Annotated in this window: 20 protein-coding genes and 1 pseudogene; 11 read left to right on the top strand and 10 right to left on the bottom strand. The window is 69.3% G+C overall.

Annotated elements, in window-relative coordinates; translation table 11 throughout:
* Positions 1-39: 39 nt before the first annotated feature.
* Together OV090_RS06140 and OV090_RS06135 are read right to left on the bottom strand one after the other, a co-directional pair.
* Positions 40-171, bottom strand: a pseudogene (locus tag OV090_RS06140) (OsmC family peroxiredoxin); the annotation flags it as partial.
* A gap of 55 nt (positions 172-226) precedes the next feature.
* Positions 227-580, bottom strand: a complete 354-nt coding sequence (locus OV090_RS06135; RefSeq protein WP_267702541.1) for a hypothetical protein — start codon at positions 578-580, stop codon at positions 227-229.
* 179 nt (positions 581-759) lie between these two features.
* Here OV090_RS06135 and OV090_RS06130 point away from each other — a divergent pair, with 179 nt between their 5' ends.
* Positions 760-1,995 carry a hypothetical protein gene (locus OV090_RS06130; RefSeq protein ID WP_267702540.1) on the top strand — a complete coding sequence of 412 codons (1,236 nt, stop codon included), beginning with the start codon at positions 760-762 and terminating at the stop codon, positions 1,993-1,995.
* A 33-nt stretch (positions 1,996-2,028) separates the two neighbouring features.
* Complete coding sequence (locus OV090_RS06125) at positions 2,029-3,393, top strand: hypothetical protein (RefSeq protein WP_267702539.1); 1,365 nt, start codon at positions 2,029-2,031, stop codon at positions 3,391-3,393.
* A gap of 288 nt (positions 3,394-3,681) precedes the next feature.
* On the opposite strand, the gene OV090_RS06120 is transcribed toward OV090_RS06125, so the two are convergent.
* Complete coding sequence (locus tag OV090_RS06120; RefSeq protein WP_267702538.1) at positions 3,682-4,122, bottom strand: hypothetical protein; 441 nt, start codon at positions 4,120-4,122, stop codon at positions 3,682-3,684.
* A 410-nt stretch (positions 4,123-4,532) separates the two neighbouring features.
* Between OV090_RS06120 and OV090_RS06115 the strand changes: the two genes are divergently transcribed.
* The 4 genes from OV090_RS06115 (at position 4,533) to OV090_RS06100 (ending at position 10,934) form a co-directional block, all read left to right on the top strand.
* A complete protein-coding gene (locus OV090_RS06115) occupies positions 4,533-6,200 on the top strand; it encodes a hypothetical protein (RefSeq protein ID WP_267702537.1) in 1,668 nt (555 codons plus the stop codon).
* 188 nt (positions 6,201-6,388) lie between these two features.
* Positions 6,389-8,248, top strand: a complete 1,860-nt coding sequence (locus OV090_RS06110) for a CARDB domain-containing protein (protein WP_267702536.1) — start codon at positions 6,389-6,391, stop codon at positions 8,246-8,248.
* A 112-nt stretch (positions 8,249-8,360) separates the two neighbouring features.
* Positions 8,361-9,878, top strand: coding sequence for a hypothetical protein (locus tag OV090_RS06105; RefSeq protein WP_267702535.1), 1,518 nt, complete (start codon positions 8,361-8,363; stop codon positions 9,876-9,878).
* Between the two features lie 147 nt (positions 9,879-10,025).
* Positions 10,026-10,934 carry a DUF4241 domain-containing protein gene (locus OV090_RS06100; protein WP_267702534.1) on the top strand — a complete coding sequence of 303 codons (909 nt, stop codon included), beginning with the start codon at positions 10,026-10,028 and terminating at the stop codon, positions 10,932-10,934.
* A 169-nt stretch (positions 10,935-11,103) separates the two neighbouring features.
* On the opposite strand, the gene OV090_RS06095 is transcribed toward OV090_RS06100, so the two are convergent.
* Positions 11,104-11,955, bottom strand: a complete 852-nt coding sequence (locus OV090_RS06095) for a LytTR family DNA-binding domain-containing protein (RefSeq protein ID WP_267702533.1) — start codon at positions 11,953-11,955, stop codon at positions 11,104-11,106.
* Positions 11,898-12,998, bottom strand: a complete 1,101-nt coding sequence (locus tag OV090_RS06090) for a histidine kinase (RefSeq protein ID WP_267702532.1) — start codon at positions 12,996-12,998, stop codon at positions 11,898-11,900. The genes OV090_RS06095 and OV090_RS06090 overlap by 58 nt, the downstream gene beginning before the upstream one ends.
* A 347-nt stretch (positions 12,999-13,345) precedes the next feature.
* Between OV090_RS06090 and OV090_RS06085 the strand changes: the two genes are divergently transcribed.
* The gene (locus OV090_RS06085; protein ID WP_267702531.1) at positions 13,346-14,734 is read left to right on the top strand and encodes a hypothetical protein; all 1,389 of its coding nucleotides are present in this window, start codon (positions 13,346-13,348) and stop codon (positions 14,732-14,734) included.
* A gap of 122 nt (positions 14,735-14,856) precedes the next feature.
* Here OV090_RS06085 and OV090_RS06080 read toward each other — a convergent pair whose 3' ends face one another.
* Complete coding sequence (locus OV090_RS06080) at positions 14,857-15,390, bottom strand: hypothetical protein (RefSeq protein ID WP_267702530.1); 534 nt, start codon at positions 15,388-15,390, stop codon at positions 14,857-14,859.
* 102 nt (positions 15,391-15,492) lie between these two features.
* The gene (locus OV090_RS06075; RefSeq protein ID WP_267702529.1) at positions 15,493-17,142 is read right to left on the bottom strand and encodes a hypothetical protein; all 1,650 of its coding nucleotides are present in this window, start codon (positions 17,140-17,142) and stop codon (positions 15,493-15,495) included.
* Positions 17,143-17,289: 147 nt separating this feature from the next.
* Here OV090_RS06075 and OV090_RS06070 point away from each other — a divergent pair, with 147 nt between their 5' ends.
* A complete protein-coding gene (locus OV090_RS06070; protein ID WP_267702528.1) occupies positions 17,290-18,963 on the top strand; it encodes a hypothetical protein in 1,674 nt (557 codons plus the stop codon).
* Positions 18,964-19,160: 197 nt separating this feature from the next.
* Here the strand turns inward: OV090_RS06070 and OV090_RS06065 are convergent, their stop codons facing one another.
* Positions 19,161-19,736 carry a hypothetical protein gene (locus tag OV090_RS06065; RefSeq protein WP_267702527.1) on the bottom strand — a complete coding sequence of 192 codons (576 nt, stop codon included), beginning with the start codon at positions 19,734-19,736 and terminating at the stop codon, positions 19,161-19,163.
* A gap of 618 nt (positions 19,737-20,354) precedes the next feature.
* Positions 20,355-21,653, bottom strand: a complete 1,299-nt coding sequence (locus OV090_RS06060; RefSeq protein WP_267702526.1) for a helix-turn-helix transcriptional regulator — start codon at positions 21,651-21,653, stop codon at positions 20,355-20,357.
* A gap of 143 nt (positions 21,654-21,796) precedes the next feature.
* Here OV090_RS06060 and OV090_RS06055 point away from each other — a divergent pair, with 143 nt between their 5' ends.
* Together OV090_RS06055 and OV090_RS06050 are read left to right on the top strand one after the other, a co-directional pair.
* Positions 21,797-23,173 carry a hypothetical protein gene (locus OV090_RS06055; protein ID WP_267702525.1) on the top strand — a complete coding sequence of 459 codons (1,377 nt, stop codon included), beginning with the start codon at positions 21,797-21,799 and terminating at the stop codon, positions 23,171-23,173.
* Positions 23,174-23,940: 767 nt separating this feature from the next.
* Positions 23,941-24,978, top strand: coding sequence for an SDR family oxidoreductase (locus tag OV090_RS06050; RefSeq protein ID WP_267702524.1), 1,038 nt, complete (start codon positions 23,941-23,943; stop codon positions 24,976-24,978).
* Between the two features lie 3 nt (positions 24,979-24,981).
* On the opposite strand, the gene OV090_RS06045 is transcribed toward OV090_RS06050, so the two are convergent.
* Complete coding sequence (locus OV090_RS06045) at positions 24,982-25,194, bottom strand: hypothetical protein (RefSeq protein WP_267702523.1); 213 nt, start codon at positions 25,192-25,194, stop codon at positions 24,982-24,984.
* Between the two features lie 219 nt (positions 25,195-25,413).
* On the opposite strand from OV090_RS06045, the gene OV090_RS06040 reads away from it, so the two are divergent.
* Complete coding sequence (locus OV090_RS06040; protein ID WP_267702522.1) at positions 25,414-25,809, top strand: hypothetical protein; 396 nt, start codon at positions 25,414-25,416, stop codon at positions 25,807-25,809.
* Positions 25,810-25,853: the final 44 nt, after the last annotated feature.

Raw genomic sequence — 25,853 nt, 5'->3', positions numbered from 1 at the left:
CGTCGCATCACCTGGCCCAAAGGCCCGGCCTTCGTCCGCTCATTGCTGCGGGCGCAGCGACGCCTTGAGCGCGATCGTGCGGACGCCGGCCAGCGCCTTCGATACCGGGCACGCATTCTTGGTCGGCTCGGCGATCTCGGTGAACTTGCCGGCGTCGAGGCCCGGCACGTCGGCTTCGGTGGTAGGCCGCGGACCCTCGCCGCCAGCAGCCGCCGCTGGGGTCGGATCAACCAATGTAAACTCCGCCGTGCGCGTCGGTCCGCGCCAGGCGGATCGCCTCGAGGATGTTGAGCAGGCGGAAGCGCAACTCGTCGAGCCCGATCGCCGGCCATCGCCCGGTGTTGCCGAGCAGCACCTCGACCTCGCGCTCGAGCACGTCGAGTTCCTCGCCCTCGGCATAGATGTCCTGCGAGATCAGCGTCGGCAGCAGCGTCAGCCCCAGCGCCCGCGCGGTGTCCGAGCCGTACACCTTCGAGCGCCAGCGCTCGGGCCCCGCGAGGTGGTTACGCGGCGGCTCCGCGGCCAGCTCTCGCATCGACCCGACGGGCCCGGGCACGTACGCGTGAGTGATGAGAGTCATCGGACCTCCGGCCCAGAGTTTCGCGCATTCGACCGCTGCGCGCACCCCCGCGCTCGGCTACGCTCGGCGCAAGGTGCGTCTTGAAGACGCGGACGACCGGGATGGATGGCCTTTGGGACATGTGGTGCGGTCGTGCGGAAGGACTGGACCCGGGTGCGCGGGCGGGTCACGATGGAGCGGTGATCCGCTTCCTCGCGCTCGCGGTCGCGCTCGTCGCCGGTTGCACCGGGAGCGGGGCGCCGTTGTGCGAGCAGGCGGCGCTCGAGGGGATCGCGGAGACGCTCGAGCGCGAGGCGGCGAGCGCCGGCGCGGAGGTGCGGGCGATCGCGGGGATCGGGGTCGCGTGTCCGCGGGTCCATCCGGGGCTCGTGCTGGCGTTGCGGCACGTGTACGTCAGAGAGCGCGTCGAGTCGCTGGCGGTCTACGACGGGCTCCCCGAGGCCAGGTGGCGGGTGTGCGCCGATCCGGACGGGTGGGTGCGCGACGTGACCACGGCGCCGGCGGAGCGACGGCCGCGGATCGTGTTCGACAGGTGCGGGTTCGCGCGGCTCGGCCTGCTCGACGAGGGCGAGGAGCTGCTCGAGGAGGACATCGACGTGCTGTTCATGACGGCGACATTGGGGCGCGACGGAGTCGACAGGGCGCTGCTGCGCCGGCTCGGACGGGCGCTGATGACGAGCGTCGCGCCGCTGCCGGTGGCCGCGCGTCGCTGTTCGGCGATGCCCGACTCCGACGCGTGCGTGCGGCTGCTACACGTCGCGGGCGTCGAGGCGGCGCCCGTGTCGGTCGAACGTGACGGTCCGCGCGACTCGCCGCCGCGGTTGCTGCTGAGCCCGACGGGGCTGCTGTGGGAGGGAAAGCCGATCGCGGCGGACGTCGAGGGGCGCCGGATCGCGTCGCTCGCGGCGGCGGTGGCGGCGTGGCAGCCCCAAGAGCGTTTCGACGAGCGGCTCGTGCTCGCGCCGGATCGCGGGCTCGCGTTCGGGGTCGTGCTCGACGCGCTGCACACGATGGCCCGCGAGGGCGCCGACAAGCTCGCGCTGGTCGGTCAGGGGCGGTACGGCCTCGTCGAAATTCCGGTGTTCGTGCCGCCGGCGGCGCGCATGCCGAACGAGCTGGCCGCGCTGCCGGTCGTGACGATCGACGGATCGGCGGTCTCGGTGAGCTTGCGTGCGGGAGAGACGAAGCGGCTGACGGTCGACGCGGGCGCGGCGCTGCGCGAGTTCGCGGCGCGGGCGAGCGAGGCCGCACCGCACCTCCAGGGTTTCGTTCACGTGCGAATGACCCGGACGACTCGCGTCGACGACGTGATCGCCGTGATCGACGCGCTCCGCGGCGCCGATTGTCCGCGCGACGACGCGAAGGGGTGTCTGCTGTCGCGGCCGATCCTCGATCAGGAGCCGCCGCTCGAGTAGCGCCGTTCTTCGTGGATGACCATGCGAGCAGGAATGACCGGTAGACCTCGATACGCAGAGCTCGCGCTGGTGCTCGTCTGCGCGGTGGTCTCGCTCGGGGCGGCGCCCGTGCCCGAGGAGAGGCGGGCGCTCGCGGAGCAGGTGCGCGGCGCGATGGCGGTCGCGCGGTTCGAGGCGGCCGCGGGACTGGCCGAGCAGTACGCGGCGCGCTTTCCGGACGACGGCGAGACGCCGGCGATGCTCGCCACGGCGCACATGCTGCGCAGCGGTCTCGGGCAGGACGAACTGGCCCGGGCGGCCCGCGAGCGCCTCGATGCGTTGCATAGGCGCGGCGCTGCGGCCCGCGCGGGGCTGCTGCGCGCGCGTATCGAGGTCGCTCCCTACGGGGAGCGCGAGCCGCTGATGCAGCAATTGCTCGGGCGATATGGTGGCGCGCTCGCGCCCGGCGAGCGCGCCGTCCTCGCGGCGCAACTGGGCCAGATGCAGTGGCGCGACGCGTGCACGGCGGGGTTCGAGCTCGATCTATGCCTGTCGATATCCCGCCGCTTCAACTGGAGCGCTTGCGCCGATTGCGACTATGTCCGACCGCTGAGGCCGGGGTTCAAGCGGAAGCCGTCGCCGCCGCGCCCGCCTCCTCCGCCGCGTTGCGTCGACAGGTACCGACCGGTCGTCCGCGGGGTGCATCTGCGCGAGCGCCGGGACGCGGACGCGGCGCAGCGTCGATTCGCGGCGGCGCTCGCGGAGGACAGTATCGACATTGCCGGGCCCGACCGGGCTGCCGTCGACGACGCGGTCGTGATGTCGGCGATGTACGCCATCGACGCGCGATTCGAAGAACTGCTGGCGACCGATCGCCCGCGGGGTCTGAAGTTCGCGTTCGCCGAGCCGCCGGCGGGCGTGCCCAAGCGGCGCTGGTACTTCGAGCAGCTGCGCGTGCGCGCGCGATCGATCCGCGGTATGAATGAATACTTCGAGCGCATCGATAGAGCCGCCGGCGAGCTCGAGCGACGCTACGGCGAAATCGTCGCCGACGAACGCAGCGGCAAATGGGTGATCGCGGCGCTGGCACGGATCGCCCAGGTGTCGGACTACCGCGCCGACGTGGCGTACGCCGGCGAGTTGCCCGAGGGGCTGACGCACCCCGCCGACGTCGCGGCTTACTGCGATCTGGCCCGCGCGTACGCGGAGCCGCTGTACGAACGCGCGATCGCGGGCTACGAGCGCTGCCTCGAGGTGGCCGCCGCGACTGGCGTGCTCACGGAATATACACAGAAGTGCGAGGAGGCGCTGACGCAGATGGCGCCGGAGCGGTTCCTGTTGCGCACCGAGGCGTTCGGCGCCCACCCGAGCGAACCGACGTCGATCGGCTTGCAGGTCGACCCCGGCCTCGACGAGTGAGCGTCGTGATTCACGCCGCGGCGCGGGGGCGGCGACGCGACCGAAGCGCACGCGCGTGCCGGCAGGCGGGCGCGAGCCCGGGAACCACACCGGCTTCGGCAGCTTGCCGTCGACGAGCAGCGGGCCGAGGTTGCGCTGGCCGAGGGCGCGCGCGAGGGTGACGCCGCATTGCGCGTCGCCCGCGTCGAGGCGGCCGAGGGGGCGAACGCGACATCCATCCACGCCTCGAGCAGCGGATGCGCTCGGCCGGCATGTGGGTGGAACGAGCGATTTCGCCTCGACCGCACGTTACGGCGCGGACAGCGTGAGCGCGATGGAGGCCTCGTGGCCGCCGCAGCCCGCCTCGGCCTCGGCCGTCGCGCTCGCCTGCGGCTCGTCGTCGTCGTTCTGGAAGTCGCTGTCCTCGAGCACGTTGGGGCTGATCGGGCCGCAGGTGCGGCCGGTGACCGGCTCGATCCACGCGGTGACCTGCGTCTCCATGACGGTGCCGTCGCCGACGTCGCGGGTGGTGAAGTCGCCGGCCTCGCCGCATAGCACGGCGACTTCGCGGAGCGTCGGCGGGGCGACGGTATCCACGGTATAACGCACGAGCAGCAGGCCCTGGTTCGCGACGCTGTAGTTCGCCGCGATGTCCGAGGGGACGGTGATCGTGGTGTCGAGGTCGTAGCCGGAGTCGCACGCGAAGGCGAGCGCGAACACGGTGATGAGGTGGCGGAGCGAGGGCGCCATGGCCGGAGTGTCGCACACGCCTCTCCCGGCGCCAAACCCACGAGCGGTAACACGAACCTCCTGTCGCACTGACGGTGACGCTGCCCAGGCCCGCGCATCATCACGACGGCGGTGAATTCGAGGGAGACCAGGTCGAGCCCGCCGGAGTCGCCGGGCACGGCGTTCCGGGGCCGCCGTCCGTGAGATACGTGGTGGACCCGAAGGCGCAGTCGCCCCGGGTTGAGGAGCACCGTCACGGCGTCGCCACCCCACCCGCCTGATGGTCCGCGGGCCCGCACGGACCTCGGTCGCGGGGCTCGTCGTCCGCTTCGTCGATCATGGCCCGTCCCAGGCGCGCGGCGATGGGTTATCCTGGCCACGCTCGCTCGAAGGACCGGATCATGAATCGTCGGAGCCGCTGGCTTTATCTCATGAGTGCGTGGACATTCTCGGCAGGTTGCGGCGACGACGCGGGTCCGCTGCTGCCCACCAGCGCGACCGGCTCGCCCGACACGGGCGGGGGGCCGACGACCGCGACGACCGCGAGTTCGACCGAGCCGACGACCGAGACGACCGGCGAATCGACCGCGACGGGCCCGACGACGACGGGCCCGACGACGACCGGCGAGACGACCAGTTTCACGACCACCGAGGCGCTGACGTCGGAGACGACGGCGACGAGCATGACCTCGCCGCCGCCGAGCTGCGGTGACGGCGTGCTCGACGACGGCGAGGCATGCGACGACGGCAACGACGACGACACCGACGCCTGCACGGCGCAATGCAAGGCGCCCGCGTGCGACGACGGGCTGCAGAACGGGGGCGAGAGCGCGGTCGACTGCGGCGGCGATTGTGCGCCGTGCGGCCTCGGGCGCGGATGCTTCGACGACGTCGACTGCGAGAGCGGAGAGTGCCAGGCGAATCAATGCACCGCGCCGTGTCCGTCGTGGGCGCGGCAATGGGGCAGCGCGAACACCGACCAGGGCCGCGGGGTGGCCGTCGACGGCGACGACGACGTGATCGTCGTCGGCAGCCTGGGGTCCGACCTGAGCGTCAAGAAGGTCGACGTCGCCGGTACGGAGCTGTGGGCCGACGTGCTCGACAGCGGCGAGATCGACCTCGGCCTGGCGGTCGCCGTCGATGCGGCCGGGAACGCGTTCGTCGCCGGCACCACCCACGGCGGCCTCGCGGGCAACGTCCACATCGGCAATGCCGACGCGTTCGTCATCAAGTACGCACCCGATGGCGCCAAGCTGTGGAGCCGCCAGTTCGGCACGAACCCCGACGACCGGGCGCTGGGTGTCGCCGTCGACGACGCGAGCAACGCGGTCGTGGTGGGCCTCACCCTCGGCAACCTCGACGGCAACGTCGCGGCTGGCATCGAGGACATTTTTGTCGCCAAGTTCGATCCGCAGGGCGTCAAGCTGTGGACGAAGCAGTTCGGCACCTCCAAATACGACTCCGCCTGGGGCGTGGCGACCGGGCCGAACGGGGCCATCGTGGTCGCGGGTACCACGGCGGGCAGCTTCGACGGCAACCCCTCGGCCGGCCAGGGGGACGCCCTCGTACTCAAGCTCGACGCAGCCGGCAACAAGCAGTGGAGCCGCCAGTTCGGCGCGCAGTGGTCGGACTCCGCCAATGCCGCGGCGATCGATGATCAGGGCAGCATCGTCGTCGTCGGTTCGAGCAGCGGGAGCCTGGACGGCAACGTCTTCGGCGGCCAGCTCGACGGCTTCGTCGTGAAGTACGACGCCAGCGGCGCCAAGCAGTGGATCCGCCAGATCGGGGGGACGCACCTCGACTGGGCGAGCAGCGTGGTGCTCGTCGGTGCCGACGACATCTACGTGGCCGGCCGCGCCGAGACGGGCCTCGACGGCAACATGGCTGTGGGGGACGCCGACTTCTTCCTCGTCAAGTACACTGGCGCCGGCGCGAAACAGTGGACCCAGCAATTCGGGACCGAACAGTCCGAAGAGAACGCCTCGCTCGCGCGGACGAGCAGTGGGAGGTTCGTGATCGCCGGCGACACTCTGGGAGAGATCGCCGGACCGCAGCAGGGCGGCGGCGACATCGTGGCGATGCTCCGCTGCGCGCCATGAAGCTACGACCGACCCCGCGTTGCACGCCCTCGGCCGGGACCTCGTCGCCGCGCTGTTCTGGGCCGCCGGGATCCCGCCGCCCGAGCCGAGGCGTCTCGACGCGGCGCGGGAAAGCGTCTACCCTGCCGCGGGGTTCGTAAGCCTCGGAGTAAAGGAAATCACGAATGCGAGTATCCAAATTATATGTCGTGGGATTGCTGATGGCGGGTTGCGGCGACACCGACCCGCTCTTGACGGTCGGGGCCACCGGTGACTGGACCGCGACGGAGCCGGGCCCCGGCTCGCCGACCTCGGACTCGCCGACCACCTCGTCCACGTCCGAGACGTCCGAGGCGACGGAGACGAGCTCGGCGGAGACGGGCCCGAGCCCCACGGAGACGGGCCCGAGCCCCACGGAGACGGACGCGACCACGACGAGCACGACGCAGCCGGTGACGACCGACGAGCCGACGAGCGCCACCAGCGAGGTCGACCCGCCCGACCCACCGACGTGCGACGACAACAAGAAGAACGGCGACGAGACCGGCGTCGATTGCGGCGGGAGCTGCGAGGCGTGCCCCCCGGGTCCGCAGCCCGACCTCTACGTCGACTACTTCTACGTCGACGAGCATGTCTTGGAGTCAGGCTACGGCACGGAGATGCACTTCTCGGTCGCCAACGCGGGCAAGGTGGACACCGAGTTCCAGTTCGACATCCGCGTGGTGCTCTCGAAGAACGAGACCATCGGCGACGAGGACGATATCATCCTGTTCGACTGGCTCTATCCCTACGCCGTCGAGGCCGAGGGCGACACGCTGTGGAAGGAGTACTTCGTTCTCCCCGAAACGGCCTACGACGGCGGGTACTTCATCGGCATGGCCCTCGATTTCACCGACATCATCGCGGAGTCGAACGAGGCCAACAACACCCTGTTCGACGCCGAGCAGCTGGTCGTCTGGAACAACCCCAAGCCGGTGGACATCGACCTCTCGCCCGTGAACGCGCTGGCGACGGAGTATCAGGTGCTCCAGGGGGCCGAGGCGACCTTCACCTTCGACGTCGCCAACCTCGGAACGGGCGACGCGCCCGCGTACAGCGTGGGGTTGTACTATTCGGAAGATCCGGAGATCACGACCGCCGACACGCTGATCTGTACCTACGAGGACGTCGACGGTCTCGCCGGCATGGCCCAGGAGGCGCAGGAGGTCACGTGTGATGTGCCCAAGCTCGTGGGCGCGCGATACTTCGGTGTGATCGTCGATCCCGCGGACGCCGAGGAGGAGCTCGACGAGAACAACAACGTCGCCGCCGATCCGGCCCCCGTCACCATCACCGCGCCGGACGTCGATCTGCAGCCGAGCGCCGTCACGGCGTCGGACCTGAGCGTCGACACCGGTCAGCAGGTCACGGTCTCGGCGACAGTCACCAACGCAGGGACCGACCCATCGCCCGTGTTCGAGGTCTCGTTCTACCTGTCGTCCGACGCCCAGGTGACGAAGAACGACCACCTCATCTGTTCGACGACCTCGCAGGGGGCGCTCGCGCCCGGCGCCCAGGTCATGCTCTCGCCGGCGTGCGCGGTCCCTCCCGTGGCGAGCGGGAGCTACTGGCTCGGGGCGATCGCCGACGGCGCGGATCAGATCACCGAGTCCGACGAGGGCAACAACACCGCGGTCGCGGCCGGCAAGGTCGCCGTGACCGCTCCCGACGTGGACCTCGAGTACGAGCTGCTCTGGGACGACGCGAACAATTTGAGTCCGGGCGAAACGGTGCCCTATCACCTTCAGATCCGCAACAAGGGCACCGCCGCCTCGCCGGCGCAGTTCGCGGTCAGCGTGTACTACTCGCTCGACATGAACATCAACTTCCTGGACGCGGAGGCCTGTACGGTCAATGTCGGCATGGTGCCGGCTCTGACGATCACCGAGTTCGAATTCGACTGCAAGGTCCCGAACCTCGCGCCCGAGTGGTACTACAACGGCGTCATCATCGACTCGAGCAATATCGTGCCCGAGACCGATGAGACCAACAATGTGGGATCCTCGGTCAACCCCGAGCTGATCCAGTGAAGTCGTGGGCGCGGGGCGCTAACCCGCATGCGGGCCGGAATTCGAGAGTCCGTCTCGAAAACCACCCAGATCAAGACCGCACGCGGGGGGCCTCGCGCTATCATCGAGCTTCATGTCACGCTCTGGTCTCGGATCCACGCTCGCGCTCACGCTGGCCTGCAGCCCGCCGTCGGGGGACAGCGGTGAGCCGTCCGGCACAGCCACCGCCGACGGCGCTACCATCACCGGTGGCGTAGCGACCACCCACGAGGTACCGACAGAGCCCGTCGACACGGTCACGACGACCGACGACGAGGTCCCGATCGACTGCCCGTGGGACGTGCTCGTCACCGGTCCGGGTGACGACATGCCCACTAACGGGCTCCACAGCCAGGCCGACGTCGACACCTTCGTGGGCTGCACCGACGTGAAGGGCAACCTGAGCATCAGCAGCTCCGAGCCCCTCGACCTCACCCCGCTCGCCAGCCTACGCCGCATCACCGGTACTCTCTCGATCTACGGCAACAACTGCCACGCCGGCCAGAACAACGGCCCGGTGTCGTTCGCCGGCCTCGAGTCTCTCCGGGAGGTCCGCGCTGTCAACCTCTCGTGTCTCCGCGTCACCGACCTCGCCCCGCTCGCCGGCCTCACCACCATCGCACGCGACCTCCGCATCGAGATGCTGCCTGAGCTCACCTCCCTCGAGGGTCTGCACAACGTGACGAGCGTGGGCATGGCGCTGTCTATCAGCGACTGCGACAAGCTCACGGACCTCAACGGCCTGCGCGGGATGCAGCGCGCCGGCGTTCGGGTGTTTTTCGGTCGGCTCCCGATCACCAGCCTGCACGGCCTGGAGGCTCTCACCCAGGTAGGCGAGCCCGGCGGCGAGTCGCGGGTCGGCCTGTACTTGCTGCCCGACCTGACGAGCCTCGACGGCCTCGCCATCGACTGGCGACCCGACCACGACATCTGGCTCTATGGCACCGGCATCGCCGACATGAGCGCGTTCGCCGGCGTCTCCGAGCTGACCGCCCTCAGCGTTGCCGGCAACGCCGCGCTCACCAGTCTGACCGGCCTCGAGCAACTCACCGTCGTCCGCGAGGCGCTCGAGCTCGGCGACAATAAGAACCTCGTCGACATCACCGGCCTCGACAGCCTGGAGTCCGTGGGAGCGCTGATCCTCGACAACACCTCGCTCACCGACGCGGGCCCGCTGCTTGCGCTCACGGCGCCCGGAGACGTGCGGATCAGCAACAATGAGCAGCTCACCTCCGTCTCGGTCCTGGCCGGATCCACCGCGCTCCGCTCACTCGTGCTCGAGCACAACCCCGCGCTCACTGCGATCCCTGAACTCGCCGGCCTCGCATCGATCGAGGGTGACTTCGAGCTCCGGACCAACAACGGCCTGACGGACCTCGACGACCTCCCCGCGGTCACCAAGGTCGGCGGCCGCCTCGCGGTCGTCTACCATCCCGAGTTGCTGCAGACGGACGCCGAAGCCTGGGCCGCCCCGATCGACGCCGCCGAGCGCAAAATCGTCGGTAACAAGGGCTACGACGCCCCCCCCCTCGATCCGTGCCCGTGGATGGACGATGGCGAGTGTGATTACGACATTTGCATCGACGACGGCTGGGACTGCCTCAGCGATTGACAGCCCACGACGCCGAATAGCACTGCTGTGTAGGGCCCGGTCGTGGCGCCCCGCGGACCTGTCCTTCAAGGGGATGGGCCGCGATGCCGGCAAAGGGCACATCGCGGCCGTGTCATGTGGCGGGCGGTGTGGTGTAATGCACCGCGGATGTCTCGTTCGGAGCGTGCTGCGACCGACCTGCCGCCCTTCACGGCGGCGTTCAACGCGGGGACTCGCTTCGCGCGGGAGCACGGCGAGCCGATCGAGATGTCGACTCAGCAGATCGGCGAATTTTTACGGGTGCCGAGCGGGCGCGTCGTCGTAGGCGATCCGGGGCTCATCGACTTCGCCGCTCCCCCGCCTCCGTTCGCACGCGAAACTCCCGTCGGGGTGTTCCCGGTCGAGCTGGCGCTGGCCGACTTCGGATACGACGGCACGGGGGTGGCATGCGCCCGCGTGCGCTTCGCCGCCGGGCCCGCGGTGCGCTGGGAGCCGGCGCCGTTTGTGGGCCGCAGCGCCGGCGAGTCGGTCTACGAGGTATTTCACGACATCGGTTGTTTCTTCGACGCGGCGGCGCGCGCGACGGTCGACGAGGCTACGACGCAGTTTTGGGGGGAAGCGATGGCGCACAACCGGAACGGCGGCTGGATGTGGCACGTCGCCGAGGTCGGGGGTGCGAACGTCGTGATGTTCTCGACCGGCCGGGGCGGCGGATGCGGTGCGTCGTACTGGGGCCTCGACGAGCAGGGCGGGCTGGTCGAGCTGGTCACCGACTTCGGCCTACTGCACGAGCCTGTCAGCGAGCAGATCGAGCTATCACTGCCGCTGCCGCACGGCGAGCTCGTGCACCCGTGGTTGGCGGCGCGCGGGATCTCGGTGCGCGGGCTGCAATGGGCGGAGACCGTCGTGATCCTCCGAGGACCGAAGGAGATGGGCTTCTACCTGTCGGAGCCCCGAATGGTCGCGGGCCAGCGCTGGACCGGCGACGAGTGCAGGCTCGAGTGGAAGCGCAACACGCCCGGGCTGCGGCTGGTGATCTGCGTGTCCGCAGGGACCCGCCCGCGTGCGCCGCTGTGATCGAGGCGAATTTTCGAGACCTCCGGGGGATCGCACCGCCGCGCATCCGGGGCCCTGGGCTGGGCTGGGCGCCCCCCCCGGAGCAAGCCTTGGGGCCGGAGGTCGCAGGGCCGTCGCTACCCCGCATGGCGGATACGGTGATGTCTGGGAGAACCCGCCGGCTGTTGCGTCAGCCGCGACGGAGCCCCGTGGCCGTCGTGAGCAGCATCTCTCGCACGGATGCCGCGCGCTCGCGTGCGATGGGCACCCGGACGCCGGGCTGTCCGGGACCGATGCCGGCGCCGACGAAAATCGTCGTCTCTGCCCCGTCGCGCTCGAGCTCCTTGATATGAGCCGCGTTGACCAGCCAGTTTCGGTGAACGCGGGTGAGCGCCCGGCCGAGCGACGCCTCGATCGCCGCCAGGGACAAATCGAGGTCGAACGTGCCGTGCGGGGTGTGTACCGAGGTGAGCCGATCGGCCGCCTCGAAGGCCCAGACCTCGCTCGTATCGAGGAACACCAGGCTCTTGCCGCGACGGGCCACGATTCGGAGCGGGCTCGCGGGCGAGGAGCGGCGGCGGGCATTGAGGCGGCGCAGGCACTGCACGACCCGCTCCGCGGTGAACGGCTTCAGCAGGTAGTCGTCGACGCCCAGAGCGAACGCCTCGATCGCATGCTCCTTGAACGCCGTCGCCAGCACGAACATCGGCCGATGCACATCACTCGCCGAGGCGCGCACCAGGTCGAGTCCGGTCTCGTCGCTGTTCCCGCCGAGCGCCACATCGACGAACACGACGTCGATCCCGAGCCCCGAGGGCGCGAGCTGCAACGCCTGGCGAGCCTCTTCCACGCTGACCACTGCGCCGACGACCTCGGCGAGATGGGACTCCTCGAGCAGCTCAACCAGGTAGTTGCGCGCCGGCCACTCGTCCTCGACGACGAGCGCGCGGAGCGGGCGTAAAACTCCCGTCGTGGAGAGCTCCCTCATCGTGCCGCCTCGCCCGCTGTCATGACCGTCATCGGCTCTCGCGCCGTGGCACAAGGTAGATCGAGGACGGCGCGCGTCCCCTCCGGGGAGGAATCGATCCGCAGGCACCCGCCCGTGTACTTGAGTTCGATGCGCCGGCGCACGGAACGGATGCCAAATGCCCCGGCCCGAGGCGGCGTCGCGGCCATGCCCGGGCCGTTGTCCTCCACCGTGCATACGAGGCGCGCGGCTCCCTTGTCGGGCTTCGTGATCGCCGCCTGGATGCGCACCTGCCCGCCTCCCTTGCGGCGCAGGGCGCCATGCTTCACGGCGTTCTCCACCAGCGGCTGGAGGAGCAGGCGTGGCAACGAGATGTTGTGGGTGCCGCGAGCGAGCTCCCACCGGAAGTGGAGCGAGCCCGCATGACGTGTCTCGAGAATCTCGGCATACCGGCGCAGCCAGGCGATCTCTTCTCCGAGCGTCTGCATCTCGTCCGCGTCGTGGAGCGCGTCGCGGAGCAGATCGCCCAGACAGCCGATGAGACGGCGAGCTTCCTGCGGCTCCTGGGTCGTGAAGCCGGCGATGGCGTTGAGAGTGTTGAGGATGAAGTGCGGCTCGAGTTGCGTGCGCAGCCGGGCGAGCTCGGCGCTGCTGCGTAGCTCCTCGGCCTCGAGCTTCAGCTTCTCGGCTTCGAGCTTCAGTTTTTCCGCCTCCAGCGCGCGCAGCTTGGCGTCCTCCAGGGCGAACGGGTAGATGAACGCAAGCGCCCAGATGGCGCACATGAGAACCCCGAACACGGCGCCGAATCCGGCGGTCCCCAGGTAGGTCGGCTCGCGCGAGGGGGGTGGCAAGATCTGCGGATGATGCCGCATCAGATAACAGGCGCCGACGCCTCCGATACCACCGAAGAAGGCGGAAACGACGAGGGTCGTCAGGAGCGTTTGCGTCGGACCGAAGCGGCGGCGCGTGCCCCAGGTGAAGCTCACGAAGAGCGGGAGCATGTTCACCGGCACTCCGAGGAGCCAGAAGGCGAACCAATACACGGTGACGCCGTCCCCGGAGAACTCACTGGCCGCCCCGTGCATGAGCGCCAGTACGGAGATGATGGCTATCCCCACGGCCAAGCGCTGCCAACGGAACGTATGGGGGGGCGAGGGCGATGCGCTCATGAGCGTGCGGATGGTTCGGCTCGAACCGAGAGTACTCCATGCGCGGCTCCTGAGCAGCCCCGGGCCGATCGTGCCGACAGGCGCGGCGGGAACTCCGCCGCCCTGACCCGCAAAGCCAGTTCTGGATGCGAGTCGACGGCTCGTCGACGGTAGACGACGGCTCGTCGGCGCGAGACGACGGCTCGTCGGGATCGTATCGTCACAACTTCGGCATGCCCTATCCTGAACGACCAGGAGCTGCCTGCGATCATTCAGTTGCTCGCCTGCTTTATTACGATTGTGCGCATGGAGGAATCATGAAGCTGCATCCGGCCGTCCCCTCGTTGGTCACACTCGCCCTCATCGTCGGCTGCGAGAGCACCGCTGGCAGCACCGACGGGTCGAGCACCGAAAACCCAGGCTCCACCGAGGGCTCAAGCCTCACCGAGGGCGCTACCCCCACCGAGGGCTCGAGCTCCACCGAGGGCTCCGACCCCACCGAGGGATCGAACGCGCCCACGTACTACAAGGACATCGCTCGCATCGTCAACAATGAGTGCCTCGGCTGCCACCGGGACGGCGGCGTGGCGCCGTTCTCCCTGGAAGACCCCGAGGCCGCAGCGTCGTTGAGCGGATTGCTAGCGGCTTCGGTCCTGTCGCGCACGATGCCGCCGATGCCGGTCAACAACGACGGCTCGTGCCACACGTACAAGAACGCGCGGTGGCTGAGCGACGAGGAGATCGCGCTCTTCCAGGGCTGGTCGCAAGCCGGCGCGCCGCTCGGCGACCCCGCGGACGCACCACCACCCCCCGTGGACGACAGCCCGAAGCTCACCGGCGAATTGGCGACCTTCGACATCGGCCTCGATTACACGCCCCAGCCCGCCCCGGGCGAGCAGGACGAATATCGCTGCTTCGTCGTCGATCCCGGAATCACCGAGGACTCCTTCATCACGGGCTACGACATCCTCCCGGGCGACCCCCGCGTCGTGCACCACGTGTCGCTCTTCTACCTGCTGGACGCCGAGGCCGAGGCCGCGGCCGCGGCGCTGGACGAGGCCGACCCCGAGCCCGGGTATCGCTGCTTTGGTGCCGCCGGCGTCCAGAAGTCCATCCTGTACGGCGTCTGGGTCCCTGGCAGCGGGGCCACCCTCCTCCCCGAAGGCACAGGGATCTTTCACGGCGCAGGCCGCCAGGTGGTCGTGCAAGTCCACTACAACGTGCCGGTGCCAGGCCTCTACTCCGACCGCTCGAAGGTGACGTACCAGATCGAGCAGGGCGCGACGTTGGAGCGGGCGTACCTGGTGCCGGCCGGCAGCTTCGAGTTCTCGGTGCCTCCCGGTGACCCGAAGGCCAACGTCAGCGCCGAGATGACGATGGAGATGCTCGGGTGGTACGCCGGAATCACCATCCCCGGCGGACTCCGCGTCTGGGGCTCGATGCCTCACATGCATGTGATCGGCAAGACGCAGCAGACCACGCTGCACCAACAAGGATCTGAGCAATGCCTCACCGACGTCGACCGTTGGGACTTCCATTGGCAGGATCTGTGGTGGTACGAAACCCCGATCGACGTGTCCCCCAACGACACCATCAGCATCTCGTGTAACTTCGACACGTCGGGACGCGAGATGCCCACGACTTGGGGCGAGGGAACCCAGGACGAGATGTGCACGAACATCTTGTACGCGACGTTGCTTGACTGAACGGCATCCACGGGCCCCGACTCGCGGGCCGCGCCCGCGCGCCTCCTTCTCGCCGAGGGATCGGCGTGGGCGAGCCGGGACCGCGGTCGATCACGCGGCGCAGTCGCGTCTCAGCAACCGCATCACTCCGGGACACGGACGACGACGGGCTCGCTCGCTGCAGCACAATAAGGGCCGCACTCCATGCCATTAGGCCAATTACCCATGTACTCGGGATGGTGCGTCTCCTCGATCTGGACCAGGTCGTCACGCATCACGGTGATCGTGAGCTGCTCCGGGCCGGTGATGATCTTGCCCTCCTCCCGGATCTCGACGAGCTCGATCGCCAGGCCGTCGCCGTCGTGAGCGACATCGACGACCCAGCGCACGGGCCCATCTTTGGACTCGCCCATGGCCGTGAGCGAGGAGCGGTCACAGGCGGGATCGGGGGCGTCGTCAGCGGCCAGGACGCACTCCCACTCGAGAGTCATGTCGGCGGATTGCAGGCGGAACAGGTATTTGCCCGCCCGGAGGTGGCCGCCCGTGGTTCCTTCGTCGACGACGCGGATCCACGGCTCCGAGGCGCACCCTGACTGGGTGCAGACATCCGGCTCGGGGCAGGCGGCCCCGGACATGAGGGCGGCGAGAGCCAGGTGCGTCCGGAAACGTTCAATCACGCCCGCATTTTAGCATGCAGCCCCCGCGTCCTCACCCAGCGGGGGACTGCCCGCGGGGCTGGCATCCTCCGTCTCGGGCAGGACCAGCCCGCGGCGGGCAGCTCACTCGCCGATGATGCAGTCCCATCCGTCGCTGCCCGGGGCGCAGGTGCCATTCTCGTCGCACTCGCCGTCATCGACCCAGGGGCAGGGGTCTGCGGGTGGGGCGATGTCGCCCTTGTTGCGGACGATCTTGCGGGTCCCGCCGACGTCGATCGGCTCACCCCATTTCACGGCCTCGGTCTGCGGGAGCTCGGCGTTGTCCACGACCCGGAGATCGCCGCCGACATGGGTGAGCCCGGCGAGGTCTGCGAGCGTCGTCAGCGTGTCATTGTCGCGGATCTCGAAGTTGCCGACGACGCTCTCGAGCGCGGACAGATCGGGCAGAGCTGCGATCTTGGGGTTGTATTCGAGTACCAGCGAGGCCATCTCGGAGAAGCCGGCGAGGCCCGAAAGCGCGGTCAGCTCGGCGTTCTCGCGGATCCGTACCGCGCCGACGGCGGTCAGGCCGGGCAGCAGCAGGTCGGTGAGCGCCGAGCGCTCGATGTCCAGGGCGCCGAAGGAGCGGAGGTTGGCGAGGGCGCTGATGTCGACCAGGCTCGGATTGTCGCTGAGATCCAGCGAACCGTGGACGACGGTCAGCGACTCGAGGCCGCTCAGGTCGACGAGATTGTCGACCTCGAGCAGCGTCAGGCTGTCGAGCTCGGGGACGCCGGCGAAGGTGTCGAGGCTGGAGACCTGCGAGCGATAGATCCAGATCGAGTGCGCCTCGTGCCACTCGATGGCGAGGGCGTCGAGCGACGTCAGCTCCGACAGGAGGTAGAGGGTGACCTGGACCGGCTCGCCGCCGGGCGTGCCGACCTCAGTGAGCGCCTCGAGGCCGTGGAGCGTGGTGATCGGGAGCTGCCCGAGGTACAGGCGCCCGTCGATGCCCTGCAGGCCGCGCAGGCCGCCGAGGTCCGCGAGCTGCGGGCACTCGTCGATCGACAACCGGCCGCCGATGTGCGCGATGTTGTGCAAGCCCTCGAGGGACGTCAGCGCGGAGAGTTCGGCGAGCTCGAGCGTGTCGGGCAGGTCGGTCAGGCCGGCGAGCGCTTCGACCTCGGTGAGCTTGGGGAGGCCGCTGATCGTCAGCGGACCGCCTATGTGCTCGAGGTTGTGAAGACCGGCGAGCGACTCGAGCTCCTCGAGCCGTTCGAGGTCGAGCGCGCCCGCGAGGCTCGTCAGGCCGGCGAGCGGCTCCAGGCTGGTGATCGCGAGGTGCTCGAGCTCGACGCTGCGCACGGACACGAGGCCCTCCAGGCCCGCGAGCGAGAACAGCTGCTTCTCGCCGACGTCGTCGATGTAGAGCGAGCCGGCGATGCGCCGCAGGCTGGCGAGCGGGGTCAGATCGGTGACGGTGCCGGTGATCTGCAGGGAGCCGTCGATGTCGGTGCAGCCGGCGAGGATCTGCAGCTCGTCCTGGGTCTGCACGACGGTGTCGAAGACGCCGTCCTGGTCGAGCTCCCACTTGTGATGCGGATCGATCGGCGGGCAGGGGATCGACGGCTCGCTCACCGTGGTGGTGGGGTCGGTGGCGGTAGCGGTGGCGTCGGTCTCCGTGGCGAGGGTGTCGGTCGCGGTGCCGCTCGTCGGGCCATTACCGGCAGGCGGGACACAAGCGAGGGAGATGGCCACGACGCCGAGCGAGGCGAAGAGGAGCGGACGATGCACGACTCGTCACGATACCCTGGCGGCGCCAGTCTCGGACATAGGTCCGAGGCCGAGAAATGCGGACCGCGTGCGAAACCGAATTCGCGGTTCGCGCGTCCGTCGGCGCCTCTGGACAGACTGCTCGCGGGATGTGACCCTCGGGTCGTCATGCCCATCTCGATACGGCCCTTTATCATCCTCGTCGGGGCGGCGCTCGCGGCCTGCAACAACGATTCAGGCGAATCGACCGACAGTCCGACCGGGTCGACCTCGACGAGCACGACCACCGGCATCGGCACGACCGATGATACCACCACCGATTCGCCGACCGGCGGCGGTTCGACGACCATGCCGACGACGAGCGGCGAAACCACCGACGGCGAGCCGCTGACCCGCGTCGAGAAGATCCTCGCGGCGCTCGATGTGGCGATGTACGAGTGCCCCGAGCGGATCTGGCCCGACGTCGAGGCCAATTATCGCGCGCGCCAGGTGCTGCTGGCCTCGGAGTCGGAGAACCGCGCCTGGGTGTGGAATTATCAGCAGGGCGACGGCGAGCCGCCGAGAGTCACCGAGGGGCCGCTCGACACGCTGCCGCCGGAGTGGACCGCCTTCTTCAACATCAACCAGCTCGGCGGAGCGCTGACCCTGGGGATCTCGCTCGACGGGACGCAGGAGACCAATGATGCGATCACGATGAACGGCGGGGTGCTCTGGCCCGACTTCGCCACCGCCTTGACCTTCCACGAGGGTTTCCACTTCCTCAGCGACCAGAACGACTGGAACGTCGGCAATGGCAGCCGCTCCGCGCCGTACCCCGAGCCGTGGGAGCCCCGCTACCTGCGCGCGCAGCTGCTGCGGTCGCTGCTGGCCGAAGTGCACGGCGAGGACGGCCTGGCCGCCGCGGCGCACTGGCGCGAGCGCCTGCACTCCGAGCACGCCGAGGAGATGGCGGCGAGCCGCCGCTACGATTGCACCGAGGGCTCGGCGGAGTACGTCAGCCTGATGATGAGCGCCCTCGCCGAGCTCGGATGCGACGCCGCCGACGATGAATTGCTCGCGCTCGCGGTCTCTCACCTCGCCGACGGCATCTTCCTCGGCGGCGACACCTTCGACAGCGGTCGTGAATTCTATGACCTCGGCGTGCTCTCCGGCCTGCTCCTGCGCCGCGACGCCGTCCCGGGCTGGGAGCTCAAGGTCGAGGACGGCGACCCGCCCGCGGACCTGCTGCTCGCCGAGGTCGCCGCCGCCGCCCAGCCGGACGACGGGGCGCTACAGGCGGACGCGCAGGCGGCCGTCGATGCCCGCAACACCGTCGTCGGCGCCGAGATCGAGCCGATGCTGGCCGCGATGCAGGACCCCGAGTTCACGCGCATCGTCGTCAGCATGAACTGGATCGCCGGCTCGTTCGGCGTCGGCGGATTTTACTACCTCACCGAGGACCCGAACCAATCGGAGGTCTTCCTGACCTTCTCCGCGACCATGGACCCGCCGTCGAGCGTGCCGATCGAGATCGAAGGGCTCACGGTGCTCGCCGGAGTCACCACCCCTTGCGTGCTCTCGGGCGGCAGCGCCGTCGTCCTGACCGTCCCCACCGCCGACGTCGCGCTCGCCGGCAATCTGGCCACCACGATCAACCCGAAGGTCCAATTCACCGACCTCGAGGTCGAGCTGACGATGGATGACGACAACTTGCCGTGGCTCTGCCCCACCGACGCCGGCGGCTCCAACGGAGCGCCTGCGCCGCAGCCGAACCTCGAACTGCACACCCTCCGCGCCTCCGGCAACGGAAAGAAGGCGGTCCTGTGGCCCCGCGCGGCCGCTCGGGCCAGCCATGGGCATTGACGGGATCGATACGTGCGTCGTCCTCACCCCCGGCACCCTGCGCTGCCGGGGTTATGACGGCGGGGGACCCAAGCTCCACGGCCGGAGGCCGTCTGGCCGTAGAGACAGAGTTGCCGGCCTCTTCCGGGCCCACCACCGTGCAGAGGCTCCACCCAGCACGTCGGCCAGGCGCATGTCCTTCGGGCCGTCTATCCTGTTCACGACGACTCGACGTCGCCCTCGGCGCTCATGTAGTAGGCGTTCCCGCAGTGGAGCACGTAGCTGCCCTGCTCGATCCACGCGCGCACGCCCGCGGGGTCGCCGTCGTTGCGACCGAGCGCGTCGTCGTGCAGGTGGAACGGGAACGGGACGAGCGCGTAGTGCCAGATCTGGGGGTGCTTGAAGGCCAGGACCGGGGCGTCGCCGACGTGGATGAACCCGATCTCCTCGACGGCGGCGTCGAGGATCGCCTCCCACTCGAGCGCGTCGTCGAAGGCGATCGCCCGCGTCGTCACCGCGCCGGTCGACAGGTCGAACGACACCGCATTGAGCGGGTGGAGGTTCTCGGCCGCCAAGCGCGGCGTGCCGACAAACAGGATCGTCGGCTTGCGCTCGGTGTTCGCGCCGACGAGCCAGCCGTACTCGGGGCAGCTCTTGAGCCAATAGCGGCGCCCGGGGTCGACGAACGCTGCGACCGCCTCGCGCGGCAGGCCGACCCGCGCGGCGATGGCGGCCGCGTCGTACGCCTGCAGGTCGACCGCTTCGAGGAATTGCTTGTCGAGGAACCAGGTCACGCGCGCCCAGCATACCCGCGGGGCGTGCGCGCTCGCAACTTCGACCGGTTCAATGGCAACGCCGTGGCAACGCCCGGCAACCCGACCTGAATTCGCGGCTATAGGCCTTCACAGGGTAGCAACCAGTTTTTCGAGCCCAAAACACGCCCGACGTAAGATGGAGACCTGCCCGTGCCCGTCCCCGAGCCCGCACCCCGCGCCCGCGCTCGTGCCTGAGCCGGCTCCCCGCCTCAGCCAGTCCCACACTCCCAGCCAAACGCCGCGTCGGAGCCGGCCCCATTCCGGGAGCAAGCCGATGATCGCGTTCCAGTCGGCGACCTCCTCGCCGGCGCCGCCGACTCCGTTCGGCGGACTCTGTTCGTACGGGCTCGCCGTTTCCACGCTTCCGGCTAGCTTGAACCAGCGGTGGTGAGCATGTACTCCGTCGACGTCTGGCCATTCTTTCGCGGCTCGAAAGAATCTCAGCGGAATCCAGACGACATCTCTGGCTGAACACGTCAATAACCATAAACCACGCCGACTTTGCATAGCACGCCTGCACGCCGAGCTGAGTACCTGCTCGTCGCCCACCTGCGCAGCGGGGAGAGCCCGTGGCGCAGGAACGCGATCGAACGGCGCTCACCCCCGCGCCAGCCCATTGAGGCGGGTGAGGTGGCGGGCGAGCTGGCTGCGGTTGTCGACGCCGAGCTTGGCATAAATGGTCTGTAGCTGCTTGGCCACGGTGCTCGGCGCCACGCCGCGCGCGCTGGCGATTTGTGCATTGCGGAGGCCACGCGCTACGCCGGTGGCGACCTCGCGTTCGGAGGGGGTGAGCACCGAGTCGGGGTCGGCGACGCTCACGTCCACTGCCAACACCCGCAGCCTGTCCTCGGCGAAGGCCACGTCGAGCGACCCGGCGCTGCGGGCCTGGAGCAGGGCGGCCAGCTCCACCCGCGAACGGACACGCAGCTTCTTGAGGATCTGCGTCACACACGACGACACGGTCTTCTCCGGCAGACCGAGCGCATAGCTGGCTTGTTTGTTGGTCGCGCCCAGCGCCAGGTGGCGGAGCACGCTTTGCTCGGTCGAGGTCAGCGCGCGCGGGTCGAGCACGCCGGGGCGGTTGGCGTAGGCGGCGAGGTAACGGCGGCCGTCTCGCTCCCAGTGCTCCACGAGCGACCAGCGGCCGGCGACCAGGCCGCGCCACAGATCGAGGGCGCGCTCGGGGGAGCCGCGCAACTCGGTGCTGCGCGCGCGGTCCATGGCCTGCACCGCTTCGGTGAGCGCACGCCGTGCGTCTCCATCGGCCGCGACCTCGGCGCTGGCGTCCTCGACCCGCCCCGCCGGCGACAGCAAGGCGTCGCGGCTCATCGCACGCGCCGCCAGCTTGCGCCGCAAACGCAACCCCGCCACCAGATGCAAGCCCACGCGCTGCCAGATCCCGCGCACGCGCGGCGACGGGGCCACGACGGCGGCGGACGGTGCCGACAGGGTGACGCTGCCACCCTCGGTGTCCTGGGCGAACATGCAGAATCCGTCGGAAATCCCCGCGGGTGCCATCACGCGGCGAAAATGCTCGACCACCGGGGAGCCTCGGCCGAGGACCTGCTCCAGTCCGCCGCAGGTCACCAGTCGTTTGCGCAGCAGCTCGAAGATCGCGTCGGGGGCGGTCTCGTTGAGCTCGAGCAGGCGCGCCTGGAACGCCGGCGAGAGAGCCCGCGCGGCGAACACTGGGCTGCGGGCGTAGTCTGGAGCGGTGCTGTCACCGGTGAATGCGTACAACCCCGCGCCCACGTCGAGGTCGGGTCGGGCGCGCGCGGTCACGGCCTCGAGCCACTCGGTCTCCGTGCCGTCGAGCTGGTAGGCGGCCTCGACGAGATCGATGGCGGTCGTGCCGCGGACGAGCGGGGGGCGGCTCGTGGGGATGCGGGTGAACATGCTCGGTCTCCGAAAGGGTGACGCCGAATGGCCAATGCGCCGGGTGATCGGAGTATGGCGGAGCTGCGCAAAACCTTGGAGCATGTCGTGCGGGCGGTGAGTTTTTTCGGGGTGCATCCTCGCGCGCCGCCCAAGGAGCTTTCATGCCGTCACTTCGCTCGTTGCCAGGGTCCGCTCTCCTGTTCTGCGCCGCCGCCGTGGTCGCCTGCGAGGGCGAAGACGGGGCCGATCCTGGCACCGACACCGGGACCGACGCCCCGGTGCCCGCGACGTGCAGTGTCCCGAGCGGTGAGGGCACCGTGCACGCGACCGCCGCGCTCGAGTCCGACGACGCGGTGTGGACCGCGGCCGCAAGCCCCCACATCGTGGATTTTCCGCCGACCATCCAGGAGGGGCAGCGACTGACCATCGAGCCCTGCGCGGTGGTGCGCTTCGCCGATCGCGTCGGCATGCAGATCGAAGGGGAGCTGATCGCCGAGGGCGCGGCCGACAAACCCATCGTCTTCGAGCGGGCCGGCGCCGCCGCCTGGGACAGCCTCCGCGTCACCGAGACCGGCCGTGTGCGCCTGGCCCACGCCTCGCTGCGTGGTGGCGGCGCGCTCGGCAGCTCGCGCATCGACGGCACCGGCACCCTGGTCCTGGTCGGCGATCCGCGCTCGGCCCAGGGGCTGATGCCGCTGGCCAGCGTGCAGCACGTGACCATCGAAGATTCGGCCTCTCTCGGCGCCTTGCTGAGCCAAAACGCCACGTTCAGCGACGACTCGCGCGAGCTCACCGTCACCGGCAGCGGCTCGGCGCCGCTGCGCCTGTGGCAACGTGCAGTGAGCAGCGTGCCCAGTGGTCATTACACCGGCAACCAGGACGATGAGATCACGATCGAGGAGGGCTTCGGCAACTCGGAGATCGTCGGTGAGGCCACCCTGCACGATCGCGGCGTGCCCTATCACATGGTCGCCGGCATGCTGGTGGTCGGCAGCAGCGGCGACGATCGCACACCCGGCAGCTTGATCATCGAGCCGGGCGTGCAGCTGCGTTTCCAGCAGGGCTCGCGGCTGCTGGTGCAGGCCTACGACACCGACGAAGCCGCCACCGGCAGCTTGCGCGCGCTCGGCACCGCGGAGAAACCGATCGTGCTCACCTCGGCGGCCGACACGCCGGCGCCGGGTGACTGGGTGGGCATTACGTTCAAGGGCACACCCGCCGCCGACAACCGCCTCGAGCACACCACCATCGCCTACGCCGGCGGCGACTCGGGGATCTCCAGCTACGACTGCGCGCTGTCGGGCGACACCTTCTCCAACCACGGCGCGGTGGTGTTCTATGGCCAGCAGCCGGCTTCGGTGTTCCTCACGGGCAGCCGCATCGAGCACAGCGCCCGCGACGGTGTGGTGCGCGGCTGGACCGGAGATCCGCTCGACTTCACCGCGACCAACACCTTCGTCGATGTCGCGCGCTGCCTACAGACCTTCCCCCAGCCGCCGAACGACTCGTGTCCGGCAGATCCGCCCTGCCCGAAGTGAGCCTGGCCGGGCGCCGCGATCGACGAAACACCCGGCGGCGGCGGTGCAGGGGCTCAGCTCCGCTGGGGCAGCGTGGCGAGCTGGTACATCGAGAGGCCAGGGGAAGCACGGATTGCTCAGACGTTGAAATCGATCGCGGCGCCGCAGTCCGGGCAGACATCATCGATCACAGCCGGGATCGCACCGCCGCGCATCCGGGCCCTGAGCCGGCCTGGACACCCCGCCTGGCCAAGCCTCGAGGCGGCTGGCCGGCTGGTTGTCGTGCCACGTCCGGGAGCCCTCGTCCCGCGAGGCTGAGCATCTGCGTGACACTGCAGTACCCACGCACGTGAACCATCGGACAGATCACGCTCAACCTGCCTTCGACCCATGAGCGGCGAAGCTCGCACGACGGGTCTGTATATCAGCACTCGACCTCGTCGAGCTCGCCGGCGCGGGCGGGCTCCGACTTCGCCTCGCGGGTGACGGCCGGTGCTGTAGACCCGGATGCGAGAGATGCAGAGGCGCTGAGTGTGGTGATCCATCACCCCGTCGATCGGGCGACTCGCGGTTCAATGCGTCAAGATGTCTGAATAGGCAGGTCGAAACCAATATGTCCTGTGGGGCATTGCGGGGCGCACTCTGCGGTCAGGCTCGCGCACGGGCGAAGGGCCTACGGCCGCGCGGCGGAGCGTCGGGCGGCGCGCCGCCTTCGCGTCCTCACGCGGGTTCGCCTGGCACGTCGGGCCGCGCGGCTCATGATTGGCCAATCACTCCGAGGAGGTCTCATGAAAGCCAGAAATACGGACATGCTCTCGCGGCGCCAGGTCGTGGGTGGAATCGGCGTGGGAATCGCCGCAGCGACGGTCGCGGGGCCCGCCGCCGCGGCCCCGGCGAATCCTACCGCCACCGTGAAATCGGGCGCTGCGCAGGCGCCGAAGACGGCCAGGAAGCACAACCCAGTCACGCTGTATCCGCGCCCGCCGTTTCCGCCGCAGCAGCAGCCCTGGCCCGGGCTGGCCAGCAAGATGACGCCGCGGCCGGATCACGGCGAGAACAGCTATCACGGGTCCGGGCGGCTGAGCGGCCGCAGGGCGCTCATCACCGGAGGTGACTCCGGCATCGGTCGCGCAGCTGCGATCGCCTTCGCGCGCGAGGGCGCCGACGTGGCGATCGTCTATCTGCCAGTCGAGGAGTCCGACGCCCAGGAGGTCGTGGCGCTCATCCAGGCCGAGGGCCGCACGGCCGTCGCCATCGCCGGTGACATCCGCGACGAGGGGTTCTGCAAGCAGCTGGTCGCCAGCGCGGCCAAGCAGCTCGGCGGGCTGGACATCGTGGTCAACAACGCGGCGCGGCAGCAGTACCGCGATTCGATCCTCGATCTCACTACCGCGGACCTCGACGCCACTTTCAAGACCAACCTCTACGCGATGTTCTGGATCACCAAGGCCGCGATGCCGCACCTGTCGGCCGGAGCGTCGATCATCAATACCGCCTCCGTCCAGGCCTACGATCCCTCGCCGAATCTGCTCGACTATGCGCAGACCAAGGCCGCGATCGTCGTCTTCTCCAAGTCGCTGGCCAAACAATTGGCCCCTCAGGGGATTCGCGTCAACGCTGTGGTGCCGGGGCCCTTCTGGACCCCGCTCCAGCCGAGCGGCGGACAACCCCCGGAGAACCTGCCGACCTTCGGCGCCAACACGCCCCTTGGTCGCCCGGGCCAGCCGGCGGAGATCGCACCGCTGTACGTCCTGCTGGCATCAGAGGAGTCAAGCTATTGCACCGGCCAGGTCCTCGGCGCCTCGGGAGGCCGTGGATTTCCCTGATCGTCAGAAGCGATAGTTGACGCCGAGGTGGCGCTCTGGATGCCGGACGCGAATCGGTGTCGGGCTGCTCGCGCTTCTGATGGTCGGTGGGGCGCTGCTGCTGCTGGCGATCGAAGGCGTGATCTGTCTGTTGATGGCGGCGCCGAGCGGACGACCGAACTCGCGTGCGAAGCGGGTTCCTGGGGTAAACTTCGCGGCGAAGGGACTGTGGCTCACCGCGGAACGATACCAGCATCATCGGGTCTCACATACGGTGTCGCGGCAGCCGGCCGCGACCTGCGACGACCACCCCGCCTGCTCCAGCGGCTTCGCGATCCTCCACGAGATCATGCACGCGCTCGGCGGCGTCCCGACCTGCGCGCCGAACCATGTCCTGTCGGGTCCGACGAACTGCCCGCTGGATCGCCGGCCGTGCGCTCCTCTACACTCGACGCGATGCGTGACGCACTCGCCCTGTCGCTGCTGCTCGCGTGCAACTCCTCCGCGCCGCCGTCGCCCGTCCCGGCTCCCGCCCCCCTGACAGACGTCGCCGCCGCAGCTCCACCCGCCGGGCCGCTCGAGCTGATAGCCATCGCGCGCGAGCCGACCCGCCTGTCCGATGGGACAGAGATCGAGGTCATCTCCGCCGGCTACGCCCACGGCAAGGACGACCGCAACATGCAGGACTGTCGGCTCGAGGTCCGCCGCGGAGTCGAGCGCGTGAGCCTGTCGCTCGAGCGTGACGACGCCCCTGTGCCGCAGGTCGCGCTCGGCTGGCGCTTCACGCTCGAGACCGTCTCCGCCTACAACCCGCCCACGAAGTGTGTCCTGCAGGTCGAGCCCGCCCCCTGAACCCGGCGGCGCCCGAAGGCGCGTCGATTTTTCGTGACACACTC

The organism is Nannocystis sp. RBIL2 (assembly GCF_026626745.1).
GTDB lineage: Bacteria > Myxococcota_A > Polyangia > Nannocystales > Nannocystaceae > Nannocystis.
This window is presented reverse-complemented; position numbering and strand designations above follow the sequence as displayed.